Raw genomic sequence first — 6278 nt, 5'->3', positions numbered from 1 at the left:
CCCGCAGCGCCCGGGCCAGGTCGTCCCGTGCCTCGAGCACCAGGCGCCGCAGCGCCGGAGCCGCCCCCTCGTGCGCGGACAGCCACGCGTCCGTCGCCTCCAGCGTCGCGTGCGAGTCCTGGAGCCACGGGTACAGCCCCTCCACGAGGTCCTTGCCGATCTGGATGGACCGCTCCGCCCACACCCGCTCGATCATCGCGAAGTACTTCTCGGCGTACGGCGCCAGCAGCCCCCGCTGCGAGGGCTGCGCGAACCCGCCGATCGTGGCCTCCACCAGCGCGTTGGAGAGCGCGTCGGACTCCACGACCGCGGCCCACGCCTCCGCCTTGACCGCCTCCGACGGCCGTGCCGCCAGGCACCGCACCTGCCGCCGCTCACCCGAGGCGGTGTTGTCCCGCGCGCGTTCCCCGGCGAGCACCGACGCGTCGGCGAGCCCGTTGGCGGCCAGCGGCTCCAGGAAGTCCCAGCGCAGCTCCTGGTCGATCTCCAGGCCGTCGATCTTCTCGGTGCCGTCCAGCAGCCCCCGCAGCAGCGCGAACTCCGGCTCCCCGGACGCGACGGAGGAGAGGAACCGTGCCCAGGCGAGCTGGTGCTGGCTGCCCGCCGCGGCCGCCCGCAGCTCCCGCAGCGCGCCCTCGGACAGCAGCCGCTCGCCCTCCGGCCGCCACACCGGGGCCGCGTACCGCACCAGCGCGGTCCGCGCCCAGGCGTGCAGCATCTGCAGCACGCCGATCTCGGTCTCCCCGCCCGCGAACCGCATCACCAGGGCGGCGAACTCGCGGGCCGGCAGCAGGGCGTCGCGGGTCATGTTCCACAGGGCCGACCAGCACAGCGCCCGGGCCAGCGGGTCCGTCAGCGAGCCCAGGTGCTCGCGCAGCGTGGCCAGCGAGGTCTCGTCGAAGCGGGCCTTGCAGTAGGTGAGGTCGTCGTCGTTGACCAGCACCAGGTCCGGGGCGTCCGCGCCGGCCAGCTCGCCGACGACCGTACGGGCCCCGGCCACGTCGGTCTCGACGCGGGCGTAGCGGACCAGCTCGCCGCCGTCGACCCGGTAGAGGCCGATCGCGACCCGGTGCGGCCGGAGCGTCGGGTGGGACTCGGCGGCCTCCTGGACCACCGCCAGTTCCTCCACCCGGCCGTCCGCTCCCAGCAGGACCTGCGGGGTGAGGGCGTTGACCCCGGCGGTCTGCAGCCAGGCCTTCGCCCAGGAGGTCATGTCCCGGCCGCTGGTCTCGCCGAGCACCGACAGCAGGTCGCCGAGGCGGGTGTTGCCGTAGGCGTGGCGCTTGAAGTAGCGGCGCGACCCCTCCAGGAAGGCGTCCCGGCCGACGTAGGCCACCAGCTGCTTGAGCACGCTGGCGCCCTTGGCGTACGTGATGCCGTCGAAGTTGAGCTTGGCGTCCTCCAGGTCACGGATGTCCGCCGTGACGGGGTGGGTGGACGGCAGCTGGTCGGCCCGGTACGCCCACGCCTTGCGGCTGTTGGCGAAGCTGATCCAGCCGTCCGTGAAGCGGGTGGCCTCGACCAGCGAGAAGGTGCCCATGAAGTCGGCGAAGGACTCCTTGAGCCACAGGTCGTCCCACCACTCCATGGTGACCAGGTCGCCGAACCACATGTGGGCCATCTCGTGGAGGACGGTGGTGGCCCGCCGCTCGTAGGCCGTCCGGGTCACCTTGCCGCGGTAGATGTACTCCTCGCGGAAGGTCACCATGCCGGGGTTCTCCATGGCGCCGAGGTTGTACTCGGGCACGAAGGCCTGGTCGTACTTGCCGAACGGGTACGGGTAGTCGAAGTGCTCGTGGAAGAAGTCCAGGCCCTGCTTGGTGACCAGGAAGACGTCGTCGGCGTCGAAGTACGGCGCCAGGCCCTTGCGGCACATGGCGCCGAGCGGGATCTCCAGCCGGGTCCCGTCGGGCAGCTCCCGGCTGTAGGTGTCGGTGACGTGGTGGTACGGGCCGGCCACGACCGCCGTGATGTAGGTGGAGATCGGCTTCGTCTCCGCGAACCGCCAGACGCCGTCCACGAGTTCGCCCGCGCCGTTGCTCCACACCGTCCAGCCCTCGGGGGCGCGCACCTCGAAGCGGTAGGGCGCCTTCAGATCGGGCTGCTCGAAGTTGGCGAAGACGCGCCGTGAGTCGGCGGGCTCGTACTGCGTGTAGAGGTAGACCTCGCCGTCCTCCGGGTCGACGAAGCGGTGCATGCCCTCGCCGGTGCGCGAGTAGGCGCACTGCGCGTCGACGACCAGCTCGTTCTCCGCGGCCAGGTCCTCCAGCCGGATGCGCGAGCCGTCGAAGACGGCGCCCGGGTCGAGGTCGCGTCCGTTGAGGGAGAGGGCCGTGACGCTCGGCGCGATCAGGTCCGCGAAGCTGCCGGCGCCGGGTTCGGCGCAGCGGAAGCGGATGGTGGTGACGGAGCGGAACGTCCGCGGTCCGTCGCCGGTGGCCTCGCCGAGGGCGGAGCGCAGGTCGAGCGACACCTCGTAGGAGTCGACGGACAGCAGCGCGGCCCGTTCGCGGGCCTCCTCGCGGGACAGATTCTCACCGGGCAAGGGTCGTCTCCTCCGGGTCTGGTCATCTGCGAATGATCAAGGGATGTGGTGATCGGCGATGATCCTCCCACGTGGCGGAGGGAGGGAGCATGCGGGAATTGACCCGTGCGGCGGCGTGTTGGCGGGAGAGGAACCGACCGACATCCGCACCCTAGGAGCGCCATGCCCGAGACGACGTCCGAGACGACCTCCGCCAGGACCCCGGTGGACTTCTGGTTCGACCCGCTGTGCCCCTGGGCCTGGATGACCTCCCGCTGGATGCTGGAGGTGGAGAAGGTCCGGGACGTCGAGGTGCGCTGGCACGTGATGAGCCTCGCCGTCCTCAACGAGGACAAGCTGGACGAACTCCCCGCCGAGTACCGGGAGATGCTGGAGAAGCAGGCCTGGGGCCCGGTGCGGGTGGTGACCGCCGCCTGGCAGAAGCACGGCGAGGACGTGCTCGGCCCGCTCTACACCGCGCTCGGCACCCGGATACACAACCAGGGCGCGGGCGTGGGGCGCGGGACCGTCGAGGCCGCGCTGGCCGACGTCGGCCTGCCCGCCGAGCTGATGGAGTACCACGACCAGGAGGACTTCGAGTTCGACGCCCAGCTGCGCGCGTCGCACAAGGAGGGCATCGACAAGGTCGGCCAGGAGGTCGGCACGCCGGTGATCGCGGTGCCCGGCCCGGACGGCGAGCAGATCGCCTTCTTCGGACCGGTCGTCACCCCCGCCCCGCAGGGCGACCAGGCCGGGCGGCTCTGGGACGGCACGGTGGCCGTCGCCTCGGTGCCGGGCTTCTACGAGATCAAGCGCACCCGCACCAAGGGTCCGGACTTCTCCAACCTGGTCTAGGACCGCGCGCGGGAGACCGGCCGCCCCGCCGTCCGTGTGAGAAGACGACCGCGGCGGGGCGGCCCGGCGATCCCTGCCGTCACCTTATTGCAAAGGCTTCGCAGAAGGCGGGTCCGCGCACGGGAAAGACCCCGGCTCGACCGAGCCGGGGTCTTTCGCCTGGGTCGCCCGCCGTCCGGTCAGCGGCGCTCGAGCAGCTTCCAGACGGTGGGCAGCACGCCCATGGCCAGCGCGGCCTTCAGCACGTCGCCCAGCAGGAACGGGGTGAGACCGGCGGCGATCGTCGCGCTCGCCGAGAGGTCCAGGGCGAAGGACAGGTAGGGCAGACCCAGCGCGTAGATCGCCGCGGAGCCCAGCAGCATGGTCCCGGCCATCCGCAGCGGCGTGCGGTCGGCGCCGCGGCGGGCGAGCGCGCCCACCATGGCGGAGGCCGCCACCATGCCGAACACGTACCCGAGGGACGGGGCGGCCGCACCCGAGGCGCCCTCGGCGAACCACGGCATGCCCGCCATGCCGGCGAGCAGGTAGACCACCATCGAGAGCAGACCGCGCCGGGCGCCCAGCGCGCTGCCGACCAGGAGCACGGCGAAGGTCTGGCCGGTGACCGGAACCGGGGAGCCGGGGACCGGCACGGCGATCTGGGCGGCGACACCGGTCAGCACGGCGCCGCCGACGACGAGCGCGGCGTCCCGGACGCGGGAGGCGGGCAGCAGGTCGGCGAGGACCTGCCCGGAGCGGGCGGGGGCGGCGGCGGTGCTCATGGGTCTCTCCGCGGGATGGTGGTCGGCTGGGGGAGGGGCCGGCCGATCCGGACGAATCGACCGCGTGACGAACTTGTTCGAACACGACGACGCTATCCCAGGGCGGTCGGCGGCATCACCGTCCGTGCTCGACAAAGCCCGGAACGACGACGTCGTGGGTATCGCACAAATTACCCGCCCCACGCCTCGACGAAGAGTGACGCTGCTCACGCCGGGGGCTTGTAGGAAGTCGCCAAATCCGTCCGCTGGGTGAGCGGAATCTCACGCTCCGAATTGTGGCCGTTCGCATTCCGGTCGAACCCCCCGGACCCGGCCGGTGTCGGTCAGACTCGCTGCCATGTCACGCACCACCCCGAAGGCCGCGACGGTCACGGAGACCCCGTCGTCCACCACCGCGGCCCCCGCGTACGACCCGTCCGCCCAGGAGTCCGGCTCCCTCGGCCACGGCCTCAAGCAGCGCCACCTGTCGATGATCGCCCTCGGCGGCGTGATCGGCGCCGGTCTGTTCGTCGGCTCCGGCGCGGGCATCGCCGCCGCGGGACCGTCGATCGTGATCGCCTACGCGGTCTCCGGGCTGCTGGTCATGCTGGTGATGAGGATGCTCGGCGAGATGTCCGCCGCCTACCCCTCCTCCGGCTCCTTCTCCACCCATGCCGAGCGGGCCATCGGCCCCTGGGCCGGCTTCACCTCCGGCTGGGCGTTCTGGGTGATGCTCTCCACCGCCGTCGGGCTCGAGGGCATCGGCGCGGCGAAGATCGTCACGGGCTGGCTGCCCGGCACCCCGGAGTGGATGTGGGTCGCCCTCTTCATGGCGGTGTTCACCGGGACCAACCTGGCCGCCGTGAAGAACTTCGGCGAGTTCGAGTTCTGGTTCGCCGCCCTCAAGGTGGCGGCCATCGTCGCCTTCCTGGCGCTCGGAGTGCTGGCCGTCGCCGGGCTCCTGCCCGGCAGCGACGGGACCGACGGCGCCAACCTCTCCGAGATCATGCCGGGCGGGGTGCACGGCCTGATCATCGGCCTGCTGGCCTCCGTCTTCGCCTACGGCGGCATCGAGTCCGTCACCGTCGCGGCCGCCGAGTCCGAGGACCCGGTGCGGGGCGTGGCGAGCGCCGTGCGCACGGCGATGTGGCGGATCGGCCTCTTCTACATCGGCTCCATGGCCGTGATCGTCCTCCTGGTGCCGTGGAACTCCCCGGCGCTGGTCGAGAAGGGCCCGTACGTCGCCGCCCTCGACACCCTGGGCATCCCCGGGGCCGGCCAGATCATGAACGTGGTCGTGCTCATCGCGCTGCTGTCGGCGATGAACGCCAACACCTACACCGCCTCCCGGGTGGCCTTCTCCCTGGTCCGGCGGGGCAAGGGTCCCAAGGCCCTCGGCCGGGTCACCGGCGGGGTGCCGCGGGCGGCCGTGCTGGCCTCCTCGGCCTTCGGGTTCGTGTGCGTGCTGCTCAGCTACTGGCGTCCGGACGACGTGTTCGCCTGGCTGCTCAACATGATCGGCGCGGTCATCCTGGTGGTCTGGCTCTTCATCGCCGCCTCCCAGCTGGTGCTGCGCCGGCGGCTGGAGCGCGAGGAGCCCGCCCGGCTGACGGTCCGCATGTGGGCCTTCCCGTGGCTCACCTGGGTCGCGGTGGCCGGCATCCTGGCGATCTTCGCGCTGATGCTGCTGGAACCGGGCACCCGCGTCCAGGTGCTCTCCACCGGAGCGCTGACCCTGGTCCTGGCCGCCACGGGATACGTCTCCCAGCGACGGAACGGGCGGACGTCCGCATAACGGCGTGACGGCGTGACGGCGTCATGGCGGCACGCCCGCCGCGGCGCCGGCCGAGGGCTCCCCGCCCGGTATCGGGCATCTGTTCGCGGGAACATGGTGGAACGGTCAGCGTTCCTCGACGGACCTGTAACAGGGGTCCGGTGCTGCTCCGTACGGGGGAAACAAGGGGACATGACGCACGACTTCCCCGTGAACCCCTTGCTCTCCTCCCGCCCCACCACCCCCTCGGGCGCGCACCTGCTCGTCACCGCCGCGGAGCTGCGCGCCCACGGCGTGACGCCGGCCCAGGCCGGGGAACGGTGCCGGCCGGGCGGGTCCTGGCAGCGGCTGCTGCCCGGCGTCTACCTGCTCCGGCAGGGCGCGC

4 protein-coding genes and 1 pseudogene are annotated in these 6278 nt (G+C 72.0%); 3 read left to right on the top strand and 2 right to left on the bottom strand.

Features of this window, described 5'->3' with window-relative positions:
- A partial coding sequence (gene pepN / locus HW445_RS15375) for an aminopeptidase N (RefSeq protein WP_180221583.1) occupies positions 1–2545 on the bottom strand: 2545 nt, incomplete at its 3' end.
- Positions 2546–2707: 162 nt separating this feature from the next.
- Here pepN and HW445_RS15370 point away from each other — a divergent pair.
- The gene (locus tag HW445_RS15370; RefSeq protein ID WP_180221582.1) at positions 2708–3379 is read left to right on the top strand and encodes a DsbA family protein; all 672 of its coding nucleotides are present in this window, start codon (positions 2708–2710) and stop codon (positions 3377–3379) included.
- Positions 3380–3558: 179 nt separating this feature from the next.
- Here HW445_RS15370 and HW445_RS15365 read toward each other — a convergent pair whose 3' ends face one another.
- Positions 3559–4140 carry a biotin transporter BioY gene (locus HW445_RS15365; RefSeq protein ID WP_180221581.1) on the bottom strand — a complete coding sequence of 194 codons (582 nt, stop codon included), beginning with the start codon at positions 4138–4140 and terminating at the stop codon, positions 3559–3561.
- A gap of 337 nt (positions 4141–4477) precedes the next feature.
- On the opposite strand from HW445_RS15365, the gene HW445_RS15360 reads away from it, so the two are divergent.
- Together HW445_RS15360 and HW445_RS15355 are read left to right on the top strand one after the other, a co-directional pair.
- Positions 4478–5914 carry an amino acid permease gene (locus tag HW445_RS15360; protein WP_180221580.1) on the top strand — a complete coding sequence of 479 codons (1437 nt, stop codon included), beginning with the start codon at positions 4478–4480 and terminating at the stop codon, positions 5912–5914.
- A gap of 171 nt (positions 5915–6085) precedes the next feature.
- A pseudogene (locus HW445_RS15355) lies at positions 6086–6278 on the top strand (hypothetical protein); the annotation flags it as partial.

Source organism: Streptomyces sp. UH6, assembly GCF_013421635.1.
GTDB classification, from domain to species: Bacteria; Actinomycetota; Actinomycetes; order Streptomycetales; family Streptomycetaceae; genus Streptomyces; species Streptomyces abyssomicinicus.
The sequence above is the reverse complement of the archived record's forward strand: the minus strand, read 5'-3'. Positions and strand labels throughout refer to the sequence as shown.